Consider the following 17,215-nt stretch of genomic DNA (forward strand, 5'->3'; position numbering starts at 1 on the left):
GCGCCCGCGCTCTGACAGGCGGGTGCGCTGAAGCGGGCACTACATTTGCAGTTCAAGGTGAATTCCGCCTCTTTCCAACAAGAGGAAAAAGCCGACTCTGACTTTTTGCCGGCGCGAAAGGCGCCGACCCGTCTTTACGTAAGCCCTGAATGATCTTTACGGTTCCATGCTGACAAATTCTTGATGGGTTGTTTCACATAAGGGCTTGCCTTCATCAAAGCAAAAAGAACACGGTTAAAAAGTGTTCCAATCCGATCCATTGGCCGGATGACATCTAAAAATAATACCGCGCGCATTTCATCGGTATCATTAAGCACCTCATGCTCATAGGAGTCATCAAACAGCAGGACTTTTCCCTCTTGCCAATGCAGAACCTGGTCGTGCACTCTGATCCACACATTTTGCCAATTTTTTGGCACCTTAACACCCAGGTGAGCACGGACCACGGCACGCGTCGGGCCTTTGTGCGGGACAATGTGATAATGGGGCTTTAGTATAGAGAACATCGCCGTATACATACCTGGGATAGTGCTGATCACCTCCGCCGTCCGTGGACATAGCCGGCAATTCTGCTCGATGCGCTTTCCAAATACATACATGCCAAAGGTTTTCCAGTTATCGCCCTTGGAGATTCGCTTCTGGTCCGGGGAGATTTGGTGGAAGGAGGGTATGTCTTCAGGATGCTCAAGCAGATGATCAAGCTCAGCCCGGATTTCGGGCCAGGCATTCTCGAGACGTGCCGTCCAATCAAATTCTTTATTACTGATGTGCGGGGTAGTGGAGATAAGCGAATGACGGGTCTGAAAACGTCCATTCCAGCGTAAAAGGTGTTTACCGATTTTGATAAGCGAGCGCCGCAACATAGGCCGCGATGTTGGCTTACTTTCTGGCATATAAAATTTACTCCTTGTTTGAGGACTTCACCATGGCCATCGGAAGCTACCGCAGCGTCAGCAAATAGCATCCGGCGCTTTTTTAACCGCACTCGACTATAAGTGTGCGGAACTCCCCCTATAGTGAATGCTGTAATCAGTCTAATAATGGCAATTTCATCCAGCAAATCCTCGTCACTTTGTGCTTATTTAGCTAATGGCGCGAACGCTGACATTCCTCAATGGAAGGATATCGCCGTGTGGATGACGGATTTATCATGCTAAGCATGTCTATACCCGCCATCAGGCAAGAGTGATACTTATCGGCGCATAAGTAATGTTTTCATGATGGGTTGTGCTGCCAGCTTTTATAGACGAATTCCAGGGTATAGCCGTCGGGGTCGATAACACCGGCGGCATAATAGCGCGGATCATAATAAAGACGCGCGCCAGGCACGCCGTTGTCAGCGGCCCCCGCTTTTATCGCTGCGGCATAGGCCTCGTCAACCATGGCTGTACTATCGGCAACGAAACCAACGTGTACAGCGCCGCTCGCCGCCGCGCCCTGCCGCAGCCAGAAAAAAATCCGGCCGTTGGCGCCAAACCCCTTGAGGTCAGGATGTCCCGGCGGCCCGTCTCTCCCGTCATAGTCCACGCGGGCTGTGATACCGAGCGGCGCCAGCGCCGCCGTGTAAAACGCAACGGATCGGTCTGTGTCGCTCACCGATAAAAAGATATGATCGAGCATAGGGCCTCCCTAGATAGTGAAATATGAGAGAACGTGAAATTCTTTATCACGTATTGTAGGATGTGGCGCATCTTCGCAGGGTTATCAACGTGCGCGATGACTATCAGAAATAACCGGATCTTTGCGATATTCTCCGGCTGGCGCCCGCGGCAACGTTGAAATATCTCAGTCAGTCCGGATAAGAAACTGAAGAGCGACTTTTCGAGAGCGGTTTGAAAAGCCCTGCTGTCGCGATCTCCACGCGCCTGCGCGCGGCGGGCTCATCGTCGCCGAATCTGTCTACCGCCCAGGACAATGCCGTCACCAATTCAAAAACCTCGCTGCCATTAACCGCATCAATGGCGGCACCGGCTTCCCGTGCCCGGCCAAGCAGGTTATTTGTTTGATCCACGAGGGAGGAAATGGCCGGATTCATCGACGCGTCCGATGAACCGCGAGCGGTAGCGATACATTGAGGCAGGTCATGCCAGATCCGCAGCCGCCACGTCAGCCACACCAGCCATTCAGCGAGCGCATCGCGGGGCGAACGCTCGCGGCCGAGCGCTTGTGCTTGCGCCCGGGCACTGTCAATGCTTGCCTCCATAACCGCCGCAAGAAGATCTTCCCTGGTGGGAAAATTTCGATAGAGCGTCGCGTTCCCAACCCCAGCGCGAAGAGCGATGGCGTCGAGGGAGGCGAGCACGCCTTCCGTTTCGAAGATTTCCCGCGCCGCCGCCAAGATTGCGTCGCGGTTCCGCCGGGCATCGGCGCGCATCGGCCGTTGTTGAGTAGCCATTAAATCCCGCCTTGACAAAGTGGGGACACTCCCCGTATATAGGGGGGCAATCCCCACATAATTCCGGAGTAGAACACATGACCACATTGTCTGACAAGTTAGGATTATCTCTGAGCGGACGGACCGTGCTCGTGACCGGCGCTAATGGCGGCCTTGGCCATGAGTTCGTGACGCAGGCCCTCAAGCGCGGGGCCAGGAAGGTCTATGCCGCGGCACGTACGCCCAAAAGTTGGAATGATGCCAATGTGCAGCCGCTGCCCCTCGATATTACCAGCGCCGAAGCGGTCATCCGCGCTGTCGCGATGGCCCCCGACGTCGATCTGCTGATCAACAACGCGGCCATCGCGCCGTTATCCGATTCCATTTCCGGCCCGGAAGACGAGCTCCGCCGTATATTCGAAACCAACTTCTTCGGTTCGTTGCGCGTCGCGAACGCGTTTGCTCCCATCCTCGCCGCCAATGGCGGCGGAACGTTGCTGAACATTCTCTCTTCTGCGGCCTGGATCAGCATGCCGACTGCCTATGCGGCGTCGAAGGCTGCTTTCTGGTCGGCGACCAACGCACTCAGGTTTGAGCTGGAAGGACAAGGAACCCAGGTCGTGGGCCTCATGGTCGGCATGATCGACACGCCGATGGCCGCCGGCTACGATGTCCCGAAAAGCAGCCCGGCCAGCGTTGTTAGCCAGGCCTATGAAGGCGTCACCACGGGCGCGCTTGAGGTGTTGGCCGACGATTTGACGCGCGACCTGAAATCCAGGCTGAACACAAAAGCAGAGGAATTCTACCCCTGGATGCACGCCCAACTGCGCACATTCCTTGCGCACTGATCAGGCTGCCCACTTCGCACGTCTTTCTTCGCTCAAGCCAGTGGCGCTTCGTCGTCACGGAACTGCTGCAAGGGTGAAGGGCGTGAATGTCCGTACGAAGGCGAAGTCATGTTCCCGCAACGGGAGCGGCAACAGCTATGCCCGGTGGGATGACGAGGACCGAATGGTCCATCTAGCCGGGTTCTGGCGGTCGTAATGCGGATCGCCGGCGTCGACGGGACTTGCAAATCGCTTTATAGGGAGAAATCAACCGCTTCCCGCTATAGAATAACGGTGTGGGCCACATGGCTGTTCCCGGACGGGGAGTAAGATGCTACTACATTCGGTATATGATGCGTTTCGCTGTATGAACCTGCTGGCCACCGTGAGTGAACCCACAGGTATCCGTGAGATTGGCCGCCAATTATCGCTTGATTCGGCAAAAGTTACCCGCATCATGCAAACGCTGCTGGCGCTGGAGATGGTACATCGCAATGAAAAGCGAAAGTACTCCCTAGGCCTTGGCGTGCACCGTTTTTCCGCCCATGCCATTCATAATTCCGCCTTTTACAAAGCCGTCCTCGAAATACTCGAGGAAGTGGGCAACAAACCGGTTTCCATTGTCATCGGCGTGTTGAGCGGCAGGGATGTCGTCTATTTGATCCATACCCGACAGGGGAAAAGCGTGGCCCGGGCCATAGGGAATTATGATTCGGTCCCGGTTACCGATTCGATTATCGGCATTAAACTTCTTGCCGGACGCAGCGATGAAGAAATCGTCAGCCTGATTGGCATACACGATTTTCATCTGATCAAAGAGGATATCGACAGCGCCCGGCGCCATCAGGTCATCGTGAAGCGCTATCCGCCGCAGGAGTACCGTATGGCCTGCGCCATTCCGGGAATGCAGGCGGCGATAGCGCTGTCAAACCTGAGCGGCGAACGGCTGGAATTGGAAACGCTGAAAAAGTTCCTGGTTTCGGCGGCGCATAAAATCAGCGGCGGATAAGCGCCGCCGGTTTGACATTTCAGGCGCGGAGCGCCGAATGTCATCCCATCAGCGCCGCGGCGCGCCGGCGGGTCAGTGACGGCGGCTGGCCGGGCCGGTAAAGCGCCGATCCGATACCCACGCTATCGTAATAACGCAGATAGTCCGCCATATTATTCTCATCAATGCCCCCCACCGCGCAAAACGGTATGGCGTGGGAAAGCGGCCCCTTGATAAGCTGCGGCCAATTCGCCGGCAGCGCCGCCGCCGGAAATATTTTCAGCGCATTGACGCCAAGCGCGCCTGCGGCAAAAATCTCGGTACTGGTGTAAACGCCTATACAGGTTTTCAGTCCGTGCCGCCCGCAGGCCAGGACAACTTTTTCGTCAAGGTTTGGCGTGAGGACATAATCAGCGCCGGCCTGCGCGCAGGCCTCCACCAGCGCGGCGGTGACGATGGTGCCCGCCCCCAGATTCACCTGAAGCCCGAAGTGCCGTTTGATATCCCGGATACTTTGCGCCCAGTCCGGCGAATTGGCGGGGATTTCCACATCGGTGATGCCGTTATCCAGCAGGCCGGTGACATGATCGATAGCGTCAGACGGGCTTATGCCCCGCAAAATGGCGATAACTTTTCCATTAAACAGCATCGTCGAATACCTCGTTCAATCCGTAAATAATCGCCTCTTCCGCCGCCAGGGTAGTGCAGGGAAGATGAAGTATTCGGCACGCCCGCCGGTAGCGCTCCAGCAGGAGAGCGGAGCCGATAAAGCAAACGCTTTCGCCCCGCGGGTGGCCGGTCAAGACTTCATGCCCTACCAGCAGGCCGGAAAGCCAGGCCGCGGCAAAGGCGGCGTCGAATTCCCCAAGGATATAGCGTCCCCGGCAACGGAACAGTTCGCTGAGCAGCGTGGTGTCCCCCTGTGCAATGGTGATGGCGGTTTCCACCCCCTGCTGGAAAATGTCATCAGAAAACGTCTGCTCGCCGAGTCCTTTGCCCACCACCGAATGATTCAGCACCAGGTGGTACAGTTCACCGGTCATCAGCGTGCGCAGGCCGACGATTTTTTTCTGTTCCGGATCAACGGTTATCCATTTGCTGTGGGTGCCCACGGCGGCAAACACCCGCGCTTCGCTAACCGTTAAGGCGCCCGCCAGCTGCATCTCCTCGCCGCGGCAGATTTCATGTTCCTCCCGGCTGCAGATGCCCGGGCGCACGGTAGCGGGATTGGGCAACACCTGTTCCAGCGGCACCCCACGGCCGAAGAGATCGTGAAAGCTGACCGGCAGCGGGAGATAACCGGCGTCTTTGATGCCGATATTGCTGCCGATCATGCCGCACAGGATCACCGGCAAGTGCTCGTTATAATCATCCCCCAGCCGCGCTAACTCTGTGCGCAACACCTCCCCCAGTTGCGCGCGCGGGCAGCGGGCGACGCCTTTTTCAGACTGCACGGTGCGCACCACCCTGCCCTGTTTGACGCGCATGGCGCGAAAATTACTGGTTCCCCAGTCGACGGCAATGTAGTTCATTGCGCCCGCGCCAGAATCGCCAGCGGCAGATGGTCGGTAATCTCCTGAAGCTCCAGACGCGTGATTTCATCGAGCCCCTTGGCCGGGGAGCGCACGATAGCGGTGGCAAAAAGCCCGGAGCGATGCAATATCTCTTTATGAACCGCCACGCCTAATCCTGGTTGAACGCCATAGCGCAGGAAGGGTAAATAGCGGTAAAACAGCGCTCGCGCCGCCTCTTTGTCATGTTCCCAGGCCAGCAAAATGGCATTTATCACCTCGGGAAATTCACAGGCAGGCATGGTGCCGACAACGCCCCGCGCGAGCTCCTCATATAAAAAGCCGGCATTGAGACCGCCGAAAAGCCCGACCCTGTCCCCGATCGCCGCCTTAAGCTGGCTGATTTTCAGCGTGGTGGGGGGCTGCTCGACTTTGATGTAGCGAATTTGCGGAAAATCCTCACACAGCCGCACCAGAGTGGGAACCGGAAAGCTGACGCCGGTCATTTGCGGCGCGTCCTGAATCATGATGTCGATATCGCACTGTTGACAGATGTCGCAATAGAAGCGGTAGATCTCTTCCGGACCGGGTTTGACTACCGACGGCGGATTGATCATCGCCACATCCGCCCCCCACCCCTGCACCCGTTTAATCTCTTCTATTGCCACCGGCGACGCCGCGCCGCCGGTGGCGACCACCAGCGGCAGTGAGCCGGTGATAGCCTTCACGCTCATGAAAATCGCTTCTTTCTCCTGCCACGTCAGCGCGTAGCCTTCCGAGGCATTGCCGAATAACGCCAGACCGTCGATCCCCTGCTCAAGTAAAAACCGCACAAGATTACCGATGGCGGGAAGATCGACAGCCCCCTGGTTATCAAAAGCGGTTGCCAAAATAGGAACATTACCTTTTAACATGCGTCACTCCAGTGATTTTCACGTACGCTTTCTTCATTGATTTCAATACCCAGGCCCGGCCCCGAGGGAAGCGCATAATGGCCGGCGGCACAGACCAGCGGTTGGCGCAGCAGGCTGTTGGCCACCTCAAATACCGGCGGCTGGAACTCAAGCATAAAGAGGTTGGGCAGCGCGGCCGCCGCGTGAATGGAGGCGGCGATGCAGGGACCCAGGCCGACGCTCAGATGCGGCGCCACCAGCAGGTTCCAGGTTTCGGCAAGGGACGCGATGCGCATCAGTTCGGTAATGCCGGTGCGCCCGACATCCGGCTGCAGAATGTCCACAGCGCGCTGCTCGATATAGGGACGGAACTGATAGCGGGTACGTTCCGTTTCGCCAAGCGCCACCGGCACCGCGCTTTTCCGGCGCAGCTCCCGGTGGCCCGCCACGTCCTCCGGCAGAAGCGGCGCTTCAAGAAAACCGACGTCATAGGCTTTGAGGCCTTCCGCCAGCCTTGCCGCCTCGTGAACGCTGTAGTTCCAGTGCGCGTCGATAAAAATGGCGGCCTGCGGCCCCAGCGCTTCCCGGATGGCGCGGACATTATCCAGGTCCTCGGCGACGCCGTAGCCGAGCGCCAGTTTTACCGCGTTAAAGTTTTTCCCCTGCCATTCCCGCGCCAGCTCGCAGCGGGCTTCGACGGTGGGGCGCGGCAGACCGGAAACATAACAGGGAACCCGCTCGCGAAAGGCGCCCCCCAGCAACTGGTGCACAGGCTGCCCCAGAATATGCCCCTTAAGATCCCACAGCGCGATATCCACCGCCGCCAGCGCATCAATGTGGTAGCCGGCGGTATGCCCGCGGTCGCGCATCGAGTTGTACATCCGCGCGTTCAGCACATTGCCGCTAAACGGACTGGCGCCGAGCAGCAGCGGTTTGAACAGGTGCGTTATCAACTGCGCGGCGACCTGCGGCACTACCGGGGCCAGCGCTTCGCCCCACCCCACATGGCCGTCATCGCAGGTTATCTTCACCAGGCAGGTTTCCATTTTGCGTGAATAGACGCAGCGGTATTCAGGACGATAGTAATAATCCTCGGCGCCTTCATCCGGATCTCCGCCGAGATAAATCTCCTTCGGTTTGATTTTTAACGGGAAACACTGTACGTCGACGATCTTCATATCCACTCCGGTTTTTCGGGTTAATCCAGTTTTTTGCCCGCGGTCTCTTTGGCCAACCACACGGCGACAAAAGAGATAAGCGCGGTCAGCATGACGTAAAACGCAGGCGACAACGGGTTGCCGGTGGCGGCAATCAGGCTCCCCGAGATAAGCGGCGTAACGCCGCCAAAGACCGCCACCGTCATGTTGTAGGCGATGGCGATGCCGCCGTAGCGCAAAGAGGTAGGGAAAAGCTCCGCCATGGCCGCGCCGCAGCCGCCGTTAAACAGGGCCACCAGCATGCCCAGCATGCTCATGGCGGCAACGGAGACGGCAACCGAACCCTGTTCCATCACCATCATCGCCGGGTAGGTCAGCAAAATAAAACCGCCGCACCCGAAAAGCATCAGCGGCCGGCGCCCCCACCGGTCGGAAAGATAGCCCGCCAGCGGCATTACGATAGCGACGCTGAGCAGGCCAAGGGTGGTGATCAGATAGGAATCGGTATGGGAATAATGCAAATAGGTGGAGAGGTAGCTGGGCATAAAAGATTGCAATACCCAGCTGCTCACCGCCTTTACCACCACGAAACCCACACAGAACAGCAGTGCGCGGGTGGAGGTGGTAAGCGTGGTGCGCAGCGGTGAGTGTTCCAGTTTTCCCGCTTTTTGCAGCAGATTGAATTCAGCGGAGTCTTCCATATTGCGGCGCATATAGAGGCCGCCAAGCCCCAACGGCGCGGCCAGCAGGAAAGGAATACGCCAGCCCCAGTCGTTCATCGCCGGCTCCCCCAGCAGATGGGTCAGGGCCAGTACCAGTCCGGAACCGCAGACAAACGCCATAAAACTGAAGTTTTCGCTCCAGCAGGTCAGGCTGGCCCGGCGATGGGGTTGCGCGCTTTCCGCAAGATAGGTGATAACGCCGGAGCTCTCGCCGCCCGCGGCGAATCCCTGCACCAGCCGGATCAATACCAGCAGCACGGGTGCGAGTAGCCCGGCGCTCGGATACGTGGGAAGAATGCCCATGGCAAAGGTGGAAAAGGACGTGATGACAATCACCGTCACCAAGACCTTACGGCGTCCCAGCCGGTCGCCCATGGAGCCAAAGAAAAATCCCCCCAGCGGGCGCATCAAAAAGCCGGAACCGAACACGGCGAAGGATTTCAGCAGCGCCACCGTTGGGTCGCTGCTGGCAAAGAAGTTGCTGCCGATGATGGCCGCGAGGGTGCCGTAAAGGCCAAAATCGAACCATTCGATAAAGTGGCCGATGCCCGCCGACATCATGATTTTAAACGTCCGCTGTCTTTTTGTTTTTACTGACTCAGCCGGGTAAGGCGCCGTCCGGTGAGTGATGGAATTTGTCATTTTATCTCCTGATCGAAACGTCGCATGACGACGGTACCCAGAGGAACACCGGAAGGCCCGGATAGCCGAGTTGTTTGAATAACCAGCAGTGTAGGCAGGCGGGGCCGGGAAGCCACCGCACGTCTGCGTTGCGTGAGAGTAGTCATAAAATCATGGCTAAAATTGCTTCATATAGTGAAGCAACTGGGAATGCGGCCTCTGAATGCATAAGTATTTATCACGATGAATTGAGACTGTTTTATCAAAACCGATACCAGAGACGGACCCAGTTTTCGTCCGGCTGGTTATCGGAGGTATTGCTGAAAGTGCGTTCGTAATCGATTTGGAAACCATGGGGCAGTTCCGCGGAAATCCCCAGGTCGGTGTGATTGGTCTGGAAATGATCCCAGCGCATGCCGTCGCCGGCTAAATAGGGTTTGATGGCGGTGATGACCCGGCTGGCCACCGGCCACCGATAGGCCGCCATGTACTCCCAACCCCGCGCCTGCCCTTCAAAATAGGCCGCAGGAACTCTTGCCGTATGCCGCGGGATAAAATCATGGTAATAGCCGGCCGTGGCCGCCAGAATCCAATTACCCGGTTTCCATTGCGCCCCGATAGCCGTCACTTCCTGATTATAACCGGCCGTATTTGCGCCGCTCCCCACCGGAACGCGGCTAACGATATTGGCCCGGGTATAGCTGAAGGCAGCGCTCAACGTCAAATCCTTGGCGACATGGTAATCGATGCCGCCGGCGCCTCCGGTTTGGCGCTGGTAACGGACATTGTCGCTTTCGACATAATAATCATCCACCGGCGCGTCCCAGCTGGCGCTCAGGGTGACCTGTCCTGCGTCCTTGACATATTTGAGCAGTTTTTTACCGCGATAGGAGCCATCATAATTGCCGTTGACGCCGTTGTTCGACGCTTGACCGTGCATATCATTATCCCAGACGTCGGTTTTGGCGCCGATGACGCTGTATAAAACGCTGTTTTGCTGGCCGAAGGTCAAGGTTCCGTAACGCTTGCTGGCGATGCCGATATAATTTTTACGGCGGAAGGTGGTGTCTTTATTATGATCGTAATGGCTGCCGGCCCCAAGTTCATTGAATATATCGAAGCCCACTTCGTAATACCATAATAAGCTTATATCATCATTGAAGTAATAATTCACTGAAGTATGAATAAAGCTGCCGCTGTCATATCCCCGCTGGGTATAAGTATGATCGTCGGCCGAGCCCATTTTATTGCGATATTGCGGCCGGATAAGACCGCCGAATTGTAATTCCAGTCCGTTAAGCATAGGCAGGTTATTGTTTCGGTTAAGCAGGGTGATATCCGCCCGGGCCAAACCGGGCAGGACAATCATGCTTAACAGTGCTGAGCTAAAAAGCACCGTCGTTTTCCGTAGGGCTGTCATATTATTATTCCTCAAAAAAACCGCTTTAACCGACATGGGATATTGGCGGCCAACATGTTTTCCCACCGGATTTTCGGCATGGGGCCATCGCGCCGGTGGAACGGTATTATTCCCGGTAAAATGTCAGGTTTATTTATAGAAGCCGAAGTCCGTGCGCCATAATAAGGCGACGGCGCAGGCCTCTGTTATTTTCGGCGCGCCGATAAAGGACAGGTTCAGTCATTTATCGGCAGGCTGGGTGAGCAATTCTGCTTACGTATCCGGCAGTGTATGCCGGCGGGGTCGGGAAGCTATCGCACATGCGCGTTGCGTGAGAGGAGTCATAAAATGACCGGCGATATTGCTTCATATAGTGAAGCAATGGCAAAAGGGGCGTTAAACCATCTTGTATATTACTGGTGATTTTCCATTGCGGCGGCAAGTCTCAATGCGTTGGCTATGCCATCATTTAGCAGCTGCGTTGACAATGCCTTATCCGGAACGATGCGAGAGAGCTGAAGAGTACCGGCCATCACCGCCCAGATTGCTCCCGCGACTCGCATTCGTGTCTGGGCGGCAGCCTCTTGAGGCAAGCAGTCGGCCATGCGCCGGATGAAGTCTAGGGTTTTGCCGGCAATCATTGCACGGGTATCTTCCGGCCGATTCTTCAGTTCCGAAGCCAAAGATGCCACCACGCAGCCTTCTCCCGGCGCATCCCGATGTTCGACGCTCAAATAACGCCGTAATATCAGCTCGAGCGTGACTTTTGCGTTGCCTCCGGGGCCGCCGAAAATACCGCAAAATGTTTCGTCCGCCGCACTGCCGACGGCTTCCCGGATCAACTCCTCCTTGGACGTGAAGTGGCTGTAGAATCCTCCCACGGTCAAGCCCGCCTGCCCCATCAATGCCGCAACACCGACTTTTTCAATGCCTTCTTCACGGAAACGCCGTGCCGCGACCTTAACAATATGTCTGTGCGTTTCTTCTTTGTGATCTTTTGCGTAACGCATAGAACCGCCCTCAGCTTATCAAGCTTCACCACCATAGAATTATGGTCATAATATAACAAAGGAGCATGATGTCTTCATCTATTTTGATTTGTGCCGGAGACATCGCGACCCAGCAGAAGATATGGGTTCGGCTGCCGGCTAATCGACATAATGCAGCTTCTGCATCGGTCCGCATCTTTATATTACGATCATAATTCTATAGACTATAAAACTTGAATGCATGAGGGCGCTTGCAAGAATATTCAGCACGGTGTAGCGGCTTTAAATGCAGACACACAAAATGCGGAGGGCACAGAGCAGGTCCGCTCCCGGTCCCTACCTGAACCACCATGACAATTTACGTTTATCCGTGAAATCAAGGAAGCAGTTAATTATGAAAAAGATTTGGCTATCGCTGGCGGGCATCATCCTGGCCTTTAGCGCATCTGCCGCGCAGTTTACCGACGGTAAACAGTACATTACCCTGGATAAGCCGGTTGCCGGTGAGCCGCAGGTATTGGAATTTTTCTCTTTTAATTGCCCGCACTGCTATCAGTTCGAACAGGTGTTTCATATTTCCGACAACGTGAAGCAAAAACTGCCGGCAGGCACCAAGATAACCAAGTACCATGTTGAATTCCTTGAGCCGCTGGGTAAAGAACTGACCCAGGCGTGGGCGGTGGCGATGGCGCTGGGCATAGAAGATAAAATATCATCCCCGCTGTTTGAAGCGATCCAGAAAACCCAGACCGTGCAGAACAAGGCCGATATCCGAAAAGTATTTATTGATGCGGGTGTGAAGCCGGAAGAGTACGACGGGGCGTGGAACAGTTTTGTGGTGAAATCCCTGGTCGTCCAGCAAGAAAAAGCGGTGGCTGACTTTCAGCTCCAGGGCGTGCCGGCGATGTACGTTAACGGTAAATACCAGCTGAATATGCAGGGCATGGATACCAGCAACATGGATATCTTCGTTCAGCAGTATGCAGCCACGGTGAAATATCTGGTGGAGAAGCAATAAATTGGATAAAGCCGGCCAGCCTGTTCAGCACCGCCCTACTTAGGCGTCACGTTCATTTGGCTGCTGGGGTGACTGAGGAAAGTGGGGGATTGTCTGATCAAGGCAAACCCACTTTTGCCCACTGGCGGTATAAATGTCGAGCGTTGGCTTGAAGTCCGATATGTCGTCAAGGGAAGGAAATCGGATAGAGGTGACTTGCGAATACGCTTCGCTTTGCGTGAACAAAGGGGTGCCGCAGTCAGGGCAAAAACTGCGGGTTGTGAGACCACCGCTGCTGGCGCGAACCGCATATGTTTTCGGCGTACCCATGATCTCGAGGTCGGCAGTCTTGACGATGATGCCTGACGCAAAAGGAGCCCCACTTGAAAGCTGACAGTCTCTGCAATGGCAGTTGATCATGGCTACCGGCTCCCGCACAACGGTATAGCGGACCGACCCGCATGCACACCCGCCTGAAAAAGGAATGTTCATCTGCGTTTATCCCGGGTTTTTCACTATTCATGGCATGAAGCGCGTACCTTTTCACTTTGTGCGTCCCATGGACTTGCACGTCTGAAAAAGCCAAGCGCACTCGTTTCGTTGGCACATTATGTCTTTACGCTGCGCCTTGATGGTCTTTACCCAACGAGTCCCTCTGAGGCTCGGTTGAAATGTCCACTTGAGCAAATGAGCAATCAAAACGGCCATAAGTTTGGCAAGCTCCCTTTGTTCGCTCTTACCCACGACATCAGTCTCGTACCAAGTATGATGAGTCATGTTTACTTCCGTGACATCGCAGACTGGAATTATTCATCACAAGTCTGTCATGGAAAAAAGCGCTAGTCAAAGACCCACGAGCATTTATGTCACTGCATAAAGTCTATTGGCGCAGGAAAGCAGTTCAGCATCAACAATAAGTAAAGTGATAATGGGTCATCTTGATTATTTTCAATTAATTTACAGCAGTAAAATTTAACTTTAGTGAGGTTCTCTAAAAAATTTAATGGAATTGGCACTTCACTTTTCTTTAAATTCTTAATGTGTTAAATTAAGTAAATTAATTTCAATTACTTGTAAAATAATTAAACATGATCACAAATATCCACATCGAAAACTATCGTTCTATTAAAAATATCTCTTTGGAATTGGATAGGATTAATATTGTTTTTGGTCCAAACGGTTGCGGTAAATCAAATATTTACAAAGCCATTCATCTTTTATCCAGTGCGGCTTCGAATCAGATTTCTTCTTTTTTAAGTGATGAAGGTGGTATAGAAAACGCTATGTGGTCAGGCACCTCGAGATCAAATGATAGCCCACGCAGACTAAGACTATCATTTGAAACGGTAGACTTCGAATATGAACTTCAAATCGGTTTCCCTGATAAACCCCCCTTTGAATCACTCTTCGATTTAGACCCAGTGATAAAAGAAGAAAGCATATGGATTGCCGGGTTTAACCGCCGACCCTCGTCAAATGTTTTACGTAGAAAAAACCAATCCGTGATATTATCTAATATACATGGCGAAAAGATAACACATGCAAGCTCAATCTATGAAAACGAATCTTTCTTCAGTCAATTAAGTGAACCGCATCTTTACCCCGAAATATCTCAAGTAAAGGAGACTATTAGAAATTGGCGTTTTTATCATGAATTTGATGTTTCACGCAAATCCGCTATTAGACAAACGCAAGTCGGATTTAGGTCGCCCGTTTTGTCAAGTGACGGAAAAAATCTTGCAGCAGCCTATCAAACTATTGTTGAGATTGGTCACATTGAGCTATTAAACGAAATTCTGCAGGTCGCCTTCCCAGAATGTTCCTTTTTTTGTACGAACAACAGAGCCCAGTTTAGTTTAATGATGAATCGTGTAGGCATCTCTCGGCCACTTCATATCAATGAAATGTCGGACGGTACTATTAGATTTTTATGTTTGGCAGTGGCGCTGTTAAGCCCTCGACCTCCTAAATTAATTATACTCAATGAACCTGAGAATAGCCTTCATCCTCAGATGTTACCTGCGCTAGCAAAATTAATATCAGAAGCAAGCCGATACTCACAAATATGGCTTACAAGTCATTCATCCCGATTAGCTGAATTAATAAATAAACACACTGTGTTTCAGTTATATGAACTTTCAATTAATGAAGGACAAACATCAGCACGAAAAGCCTAATTTAGCTATAATTTATTGGATACGTTGAGGATAAGATTTTTTTAACTATCCAGATGGGTAAATGCGAATCCACACGCATCGATCACCATAATGTCAAGCAAACACCTCCCGGTTCGGAAAGTGGTAATCTGCATGCCGGAGTTTTACTTAGATAGCTTTGCTAAAGTCGTGGTAAGCGGAAGCGGCCGGCACCTGAACTAAAACTGGTCAAGGTATATAGAGCAAGTCATATATTGGAAAAAACTAATTTAATCAATCATAACTAAACGGCTAACTAAAACAATTATGGCGAATATGGGTTTACAGCTTAACTTTATCCCAGTGAACCCTGAATCATATCAGTAATGATTTTATCATTTGCATTCCTACATTCAACCTTGGCTGCTTTGCGCTCAGGACTACTCCCATCCATTAAAAATGGGTTAAACACGTATTTATTATATGCACGAGCTTGAACTTTTTTCCGCCGTAAAGGCGAATGCCGGCCTCGACTTTCTCAGCCCGCTGCACAAGGTATTAACCAGCCATTGGTATGTGATGGGCAACGAGGTGCGGTCGTTTGAAAATGAATTCGCCGACTACCTTGGCGTAAATCACTGCATTAGCGTTGCCAATGGGTCGGATGCGCTGGAGCTCGCCCTTAAAGCCTTGAATGTGCAAGCGGGCGCGCGGGTCGTGACGGCGGCCAACGCCGGGTTTTATGCCAGCAGCGCCATTTATGCCATCGGCGCCACGCCGGTTTATATCGACGTTGATGCAGCGACGCTAACCCTATGCCCCAAAGCATTGGCAGCGGTACTTGACTCCTCTATAGCCGCCGTCATCGTCACCCATCTTTACGGCCAGCTTGCCGATATGGAAGAGATCGTCCGCCTGTCGTCGGCCGCGGGCATACCGGTACTGGAAGATTGCGCCCAAGCCCATGGCGCCCGCCGCAATGGCAAACCGGCGGGCAGCTTTGGCGCTATTGCCTGTTTTAGTTTCTACCCCACCAAGAACCTTGGCGCGTTGGGTGATGGCGGGGCGATGGTCACTGATAACCACGACATGGCCGCACGCATTCGTCAATTACGGCAATATGGCTGGGGGCAAAAATATCAGGTAACCCTTGCCGGCGGGCGTAATAGCCGCATGGATGAGATACAGGCGGCTATTTTGCGTATCAAGCTGCCTTATCTGGATCAATGGAATGAACAACGCCGATTCATTGCAAAACGCTATAACGAGGCGTTTTTCAAATTCAATGTACTTTTACCCTGCTCCACGGCGGCGGACTATGTTGCTCATCTTTACGTCATGCGCCTGGCGAACAGGCGGCAATTCATCAACGTGCTTAAACAAAAAGGGATAAAGACGGATATCCATTATCCCATTCCCGATTATCGCCAGGCAGCCTATATTGCCGAGCTTCCCTATGCCCTGACCGTCACCGAGCACGCCTGCGAAACCGTGGTTTCTTTGCCCTGCTACCCTGGCTTGACCGGTGATGAGGTTGATCGCGTGATTACAGCGGTCACCGCCTATTTTGAACAGGAGGGATGAATGTGTTGACGCTGGTCATTCCCGTTTATCGTAACCAACACAATCTTCCGGACCTGCTGGCCGCCGTTGCGGGCTTGAATAACCAGTTGGGAAAGGCGCTGGAAGTGGTTTTCGTGGTGGACGGCAGCCCCGATCGCTGTTATGAGCTCCTGCATCAACAGTTACCTTTGCAGCCTTTTCGCTCAAGGCTGTTGCTGCTGTCGAAAAATTTCGGCGCCTTTATGGCCATCAGGGCAGGCTTGCAGTATGGCAAGGGTGATCGTTTCGCCGTCATGGCGGCGGATTTGCAAGAGCCGCCGGAACTGGTCCTGGTCATGAATCAGCTACTGCTGCGGCAGGACATCGATGTTGTGGTTGGCGCAAGAGAGGGCCGGCATGATCCCTGGCTGAGCCGCCTGGCCTCAGCGATATACTGGGGCTTATACCGCCGTTACGTCATTCCCGAAATCCCCGCCGGCGGCGTTGACGTTTTTGCCTGTAACAAAACGTTTCGCGACCAATTGCTCCGGCTGGAAGAACGCCACAGCTCACTTATTGCCCAGATTTTCTGGCTGGGTTACCGCCGCAAGGTGGTGACTTACACTCGCCGGGAGCGGCGCCACGGGCGTTCTGCCTGGACGCTGGGCAAAAAAATTAATTACATGATGGACAGTATATTTGCATTCACCGACTTGCCGATCAAATTACTGATAAGCGTTGGCGCATTGGGTTCCGGTATGGCGGTATTGCTGGGAATGTTGACCCTGTTTGTCAAATTTTCCGGCACGACTGAAATACCCGGCTATGCCATGATTATGCTGACCATCACCTTTTTAGGCGGCCTGATTCTCCTGGGCCTGGGTACCGTCGGTTCCTATGCCTGGCGCACCTACGAGAACACCAAGTCCCGGCCGTTAGCCATCCCGATGCGGGTAGAGGCTTTTGGAGGCGCGGATGAATAGCGCCAACGGTTTTTTTGTCCATAGCCAGGCAATATGCGAATCAAATGACATTGGCAGGGATACGCGCATCTGGGCGT

17 protein-coding genes and 1 pseudogene are annotated in these 17,215 nt (G+C 53.7%); 6 read left to right on the forward strand and 12 right to left on the reverse strand.

The window, feature by feature from the left end:
- Positions 1-134 precede the first annotated feature (134 nt).
- The 3 genes from ACL2XO_RS24055 to ACL2XO_RS24065 all read right to left on the reverse strand — a co-directional run bounded on the left by ACL2XO_RS24055 (position 135) and on the right by ACL2XO_RS24065 (position 2,395).
- Positions 135-893, reverse strand: coding sequence for an aspartyl/asparaginyl beta-hydroxylase domain-containing protein (locus ACL2XO_RS24055; protein ID WP_413725649.1), 759 nt, complete (start codon positions 891-893; stop codon positions 135-137).
- Positions 894-1,215: 322 nt separating this feature from the next.
- On the reverse strand, positions 1,216-1,620 hold the full coding sequence (locus ACL2XO_RS24060; protein WP_413741699.1) for a VOC family protein: 405 nt from the start codon (positions 1,618-1,620) through the stop codon (positions 1,216-1,218).
- Positions 1,621-1,789: 169 nt separating this feature from the next.
- Positions 1,790-2,395 carry a TetR/AcrR family transcriptional regulator gene (locus ACL2XO_RS24065; RefSeq protein ID WP_413725651.1) on the reverse strand — a complete coding sequence of 202 codons (606 nt, stop codon included), beginning with the start codon at positions 2,393-2,395 and terminating at the stop codon, positions 1,790-1,792.
- 77 nt (positions 2,396-2,472) lie between these two features.
- On the opposite strand from ACL2XO_RS24065, the gene ACL2XO_RS24070 reads away from it, so the two are divergent.
- Positions 2,473-3,222, forward strand: coding sequence for an SDR family oxidoreductase (locus ACL2XO_RS24070; RefSeq protein ID WP_413741700.1), 750 nt, complete (start codon positions 2,473-2,475; stop codon positions 3,220-3,222).
- A gap of 310 nt (positions 3,223-3,532) precedes the next feature.
- The gene (locus ACL2XO_RS24075) at positions 3,533-4,210 is read left to right on the forward strand and encodes a transcriptional regulator (protein ID WP_413725653.1); all 678 of its coding nucleotides are present in this window, start codon (positions 3,533-3,535) and stop codon (positions 4,208-4,210) included.
- A 40-nt stretch (positions 4,211-4,250) separates the two neighbouring features.
- On the opposite strand, the gene ACL2XO_RS24080 is transcribed toward ACL2XO_RS24075, so the two are convergent.
- The 7 genes from ACL2XO_RS24080 to ACL2XO_RS24110 form a co-directional block, all read right to left on the reverse strand.
- On the reverse strand, positions 4,251-4,838 hold the full coding sequence (locus ACL2XO_RS24080; protein ID WP_413725654.1) for a bifunctional 4-hydroxy-2-oxoglutarate aldolase/2-dehydro-3-deoxy-phosphogluconate aldolase: 588 nt from the start codon (positions 4,836-4,838) through the stop codon (positions 4,251-4,253).
- Positions 4,828-5,721, reverse strand: coding sequence for a 2-dehydro-3-deoxygalactonokinase (locus ACL2XO_RS24085; protein ID WP_413741701.1), 894 nt, complete (start codon positions 5,719-5,721; stop codon positions 4,828-4,830). Before ACL2XO_RS24085 ends, ACL2XO_RS24080 begins: the two co-directional genes overlap by 11 nt.
- Positions 5,718-6,614: a dihydrodipicolinate synthase family protein gene (locus ACL2XO_RS24090; RefSeq protein ID WP_413741702.1), complete on the reverse strand. Its 897-nt coding sequence runs from the start codon at positions 6,612-6,614 to the stop codon at positions 5,718-5,720. The genes ACL2XO_RS24085 and ACL2XO_RS24090 overlap by 4 nt, the downstream gene beginning before the upstream one ends.
- On the reverse strand, positions 6,608-7,771 hold the full coding sequence (locus ACL2XO_RS24095) for a mandelate racemase/muconate lactonizing enzyme family protein (RefSeq protein ID WP_413741703.1): 1,164 nt from the start codon (positions 7,769-7,771) through the stop codon (positions 6,608-6,610). The genes ACL2XO_RS24090 and ACL2XO_RS24095 overlap by 7 nt, the downstream gene beginning before the upstream one ends.
- Before the next feature lie 20 nt (positions 7,772-7,791).
- On the reverse strand, positions 7,792-9,114 hold the full coding sequence (locus tag ACL2XO_RS24100; protein WP_413741704.1) for an MFS transporter: 1,323 nt from the start codon (positions 9,112-9,114) through the stop codon (positions 7,792-7,794).
- 241 nt (positions 9,115-9,355) lie between these two features.
- On the reverse strand, positions 9,356-10,513 hold the full coding sequence (locus ACL2XO_RS24105; RefSeq protein ID WP_413741705.1) for a porin: 1,158 nt from the start codon (positions 10,511-10,513) through the stop codon (positions 9,356-9,358).
- A gap of 392 nt (positions 10,514-10,905) precedes the next feature.
- Positions 10,906-11,502, reverse strand: coding sequence for a TetR/AcrR family transcriptional regulator (locus ACL2XO_RS24110; RefSeq protein ID WP_413725660.1), 597 nt, complete (start codon positions 11,500-11,502; stop codon positions 10,906-10,908).
- Positions 11,503-11,875: 373 nt separating this feature from the next.
- On the opposite strand from ACL2XO_RS24110, the gene dsbA reads away from it, so the two are divergent.
- A complete protein-coding gene (gene dsbA, locus ACL2XO_RS24115; protein WP_413725661.1) occupies positions 11,876-12,499 on the forward strand; it encodes a thiol:disulfide interchange protein DsbA in 624 nt (207 codons plus the stop codon).
- A gap of 39 nt (positions 12,500-12,538) precedes the next feature.
- Here dsbA and ACL2XO_RS24120 read toward each other — a convergent pair whose 3' ends face one another.
- Both ACL2XO_RS24120 and ACL2XO_RS24125 read right to left on the reverse strand, forming a co-directional pair.
- Positions 12,539-12,970 carry a GFA family protein gene (locus ACL2XO_RS24120; protein WP_413725662.1) on the reverse strand — a complete coding sequence of 144 codons (432 nt, stop codon included), beginning with the start codon at positions 12,968-12,970 and terminating at the stop codon, positions 12,539-12,541.
- Positions 12,971-13,087: 117 nt separating this feature from the next.
- Positions 13,088-13,255: pseudogene (locus ACL2XO_RS24125) on the reverse strand (DUF29 family protein); the annotation flags it as partial.
- Positions 13,256-13,566: 311 nt separating this feature from the next.
- On the opposite strand from ACL2XO_RS24125, the gene ACL2XO_RS24130 reads away from it, so the two are divergent.
- From ACL2XO_RS24130 to ACL2XO_RS24140, 3 genes are all read left to right on the forward strand, one after another.
- Complete coding sequence (locus ACL2XO_RS24130) at positions 13,567-14,655, forward strand: AAA family ATPase (protein ID WP_413725663.1); 1,089 nt, start codon at positions 13,567-13,569, stop codon at positions 14,653-14,655.
- Between the two features lie 441 nt (positions 14,656-15,096).
- The gene (locus tag ACL2XO_RS24135) at positions 15,097-16,197 is read left to right on the forward strand and encodes a DegT/DnrJ/EryC1/StrS family aminotransferase (RefSeq protein WP_413725664.1); all 1,101 of its coding nucleotides are present in this window, start codon (positions 15,097-15,099) and stop codon (positions 16,195-16,197) included.
- Positions 16,194-17,138 carry a glycosyltransferase family 2 protein gene (locus tag ACL2XO_RS24140; RefSeq protein WP_413741706.1) on the forward strand — a complete coding sequence of 315 codons (945 nt, stop codon included), beginning with the start codon at positions 16,194-16,196 and terminating at the stop codon, positions 17,136-17,138. The genes ACL2XO_RS24135 and ACL2XO_RS24140 overlap by 4 nt, the downstream gene beginning before the upstream one ends.
- The last annotated feature ends 77 nt before the right edge of the window (positions 17,139-17,215 follow it).

Source organism: Sodalis sp. RH15 (genome assembly GCF_047324255.1).
Lineage (GTDB): Bacteria > Pseudomonadota > Gammaproteobacteria > Enterobacterales > Enterobacteriaceae > Acerihabitans > Acerihabitans ligni.

Excerpts from the sequence above, each read along its gene's own strand:
- ACL2XO_RS24055 (WP_413725649.1), bottom strand. The coding sequence starts at position 893 with ATGCCAGAAAGTAAGCCAACATCGCGGCCTATGTTGCGGCGCTCGCTT.
- ACL2XO_RS24060 (WP_413741699.1), bottom strand. The coding sequence starts at position 1,620 with ATGCTCGATCATATCTTTTTATCGGTGAGCGACACAGACCGATCCGTT.
- ACL2XO_RS24065 (WP_413725651.1), bottom strand. The coding sequence starts at position 2,395 with ATGGCTACTCAACAACGGCCGATGCGCGCCGATGCCCGGCGGAACCGC.
- ACL2XO_RS24070 (WP_413741700.1), top strand. The coding sequence starts at position 2,473 with ATGACCACATTGTCTGACAAGTTAGGATTATCTCTGAGCGGACGGACC.
- ACL2XO_RS24075 (WP_413725653.1), top strand. The coding sequence starts at position 3,533 with ATGCTACTACATTCGGTATATGATGCGTTTCGCTGTATGAACCTGCTG.
- ACL2XO_RS24080 (WP_413725654.1), bottom strand. The coding sequence starts at position 4,838 with ATGCTGTTTAATGGAAAAGTTATCGCCATTTTGCGGGGCATAAGCCCG.
- ACL2XO_RS24085 (WP_413741701.1), bottom strand. The coding sequence starts at position 5,721 with ATGAACTACATTGCCGTCGACTGGGGAACCAGTAATTTTCGCGCCATG.
- ACL2XO_RS24090 (WP_413741702.1), bottom strand. The coding sequence starts at position 6,614 with ATGTTAAAAGGTAATGTTCCTATTTTGGCAACCGCTTTTGATAACCAG.
- ACL2XO_RS24095 (WP_413741703.1), bottom strand. The coding sequence starts at position 7,771 with ATGAAGATCGTCGACGTACAGTGTTTCCCGTTAAAAATCAAACCGAAG.
- ACL2XO_RS24100 (WP_413741704.1), bottom strand. The coding sequence starts at position 9,114 with ATGACAAATTCCATCACTCACCGGACGGCGCCTTACCCGGCTGAGTCA.
- ACL2XO_RS24105 (WP_413741705.1), bottom strand. The coding sequence starts at position 10,513 with ATGACAGCCCTACGGAAAACGACGGTGCTTTTTAGCTCAGCACTGTTA.
- ACL2XO_RS24110 (WP_413725660.1), bottom strand. The coding sequence starts at position 11,502 with ATGCGTTACGCAAAAGATCACAAAGAAGAAACGCACAGACATATTGTT.
- dsbA (WP_413725661.1), top strand. The coding sequence starts at position 11,876 with ATGAAAAAGATTTGGCTATCGCTGGCGGGCATCATCCTGGCCTTTAGC.
- ACL2XO_RS24120 (WP_413725662.1), bottom strand. The coding sequence starts at position 12,970 with ATGAACATTCCTTTTTCAGGCGGGTGTGCATGCGGGTCGGTCCGCTAT.
- ACL2XO_RS24130 (WP_413725663.1), top strand. The coding sequence starts at position 13,567 with ATGATCACAAATATCCACATCGAAAACTATCGTTCTATTAAAAATATC.
- ACL2XO_RS24135 (WP_413725664.1), top strand. The coding sequence starts at position 15,097 with ATGCACGAGCTTGAACTTTTTTCCGCCGTAAAGGCGAATGCCGGCCTC.
- ACL2XO_RS24140 (WP_413741706.1), top strand. The coding sequence starts at position 16,194 with ATGAATGTGTTGACGCTGGTCATTCCCGTTTATCGTAACCAACACAAT.